Here is a 1,423-nt window from a genome sequence, read left to right as displayed (position 1 = left end):
GAGAGGGAAAGAGAAGAGGGAAGAGGGAAGGAAAAGAAAAGGGGGGGGGGAAAGAGGAAAAAGGAAAAGGGGGAGGGAGGGGAAGAGGAAAGGAGGGGGGAGGGAAGAAGAAGAAAAGAAAAGGAAAGAAAGGGGAGGGGAAAGAAAAAGGGGGAAAGAGGAGAAGGAAGGGAGAGAAGGGAGGGAGGGGGAGAGGAAGAGGAGAGAAAAAAAGGGGGGGAGAGAAAGAGGAAAAAAGAAAAGAAAAAGGAAAAGGAGGGAGGGGAAGGAAGGGAGGAAGGAAAGGGAAGAGGAGAAAGAAAGGGGAGAGGAGGGAAGGGAGGAAAGGGAGAAAGAGGAGGGAAAGGAGGGGGAGGAAGAGAAAGAAGAGAAGGAGAAGAAGAGAAAGAGAGGGGGGAAAGGAAAAAGAAGGGGAAGAAGAGGAAGAGGAAAGGGAAAAAAGAAAAGGGAGAAGGAGAAAGAAAAAAGGAGAAAGAAAAGAAAAAAAAAAAAAGAGGAGAAAGAGGAAAAAAGGGAGGGAGGAGAAGGGGAGGGAGGAAGAGGAAGAGGGGAAGAGAAAAGGAAGAAAAAAGAAGAAAAAAAAAAAAAGGAAAAAAAAAAAGAAGAAGAGAGGAAAAGGGAAGGAAGAGAGGGAAAAAGGAAGGGAGGGAGAAAAGAAAGAAGGGGAGGGGAAAGAAAGAAGGGAAAGGGAAGGGGAGGGGGAGGGGGGGAGGGAAAAGAGGGGGAGAGAAAAGGAAGAAGAAAGAAAAAAAAGAGAAAAGGGAAGGAAAAAAAAAGAAGAGGGAAGAGAAAGAGAAAGGGGGAAAGAAAAAGAGAAAGAGAGAGGGGAGGGAGAAGAAGAGAAAGAAGGAGGGGAAGGGAAGGAAAGGGGGAGGGGGGGAGGGAGGAAAGAAAGAAAAGAGAAAGGAAAGGAGAGAAAAAGAGGAGAAGGGGGGGGAGGAGAAAGGAAGAAAGAAGAGGGGGGAAGGAGAGGAAGGGGGGGAAAGAGGGGGGAAGGAAAAGGAAGAAAAAAAAGAGGGGAAGAAAGAAAGAGAAAAAAGAGAGAAAGAAAAAAAAAGGGGAAGGGAGGGGGAAGAAAAAAAAAAAGAGAAGGAAAAGGAAGAAGAAAAAAAGGAGAAAGGGAAGGGGAGGGAGGGGGAAGGAGAGAAGGGGGAAGAAGGAAGGAAAAAGAAAGAGGGGGAAGAGAAAAAAGGGGGGGAGGAGAAGAAGAGAAGAGAAGAAAAAGGGAGGAAAGAGGGGGGAAGGGGGGAGGGGAAGGGAGAAGAAAGGGAAAAAAGAAGGAGAGAAGAGGGAGGAGGAGGGAGAGAAGGAAAGAAAGGAGGAGGAAAGGGGAGGAGAAGGAGAGGGAGGGAGAAGAAAGAGAGGAAGAAAAGGGGAGAGAAAAAAGGAAGGGAAGGAAAGAAGAAGAGAAGGGAAAGAGGGC

General features: G+C 47.5%; 1 protein-coding gene. It reads left to right on the top strand.

Features of this window, described 5'->3' with window-relative positions; all coding sequences use genetic code 11:
* Nucleotides 1-1,423: hypothetical protein (locus FHK88_RS14540; RefSeq protein WP_227430561.1), on the top strand; the 1,423-nt coding region annotated here is incomplete at both ends.

Origin of the sequence: Psychrobacter sp. I-STPA6b (assembly GCF_020662265.1) — a bacterium.
Lineage (GTDB): Bacteria > Pseudomonadota > Gammaproteobacteria > Pseudomonadales > Moraxellaceae > Psychrobacter.
This window is presented reverse-complemented; position numbering and strand designations above follow the sequence as displayed.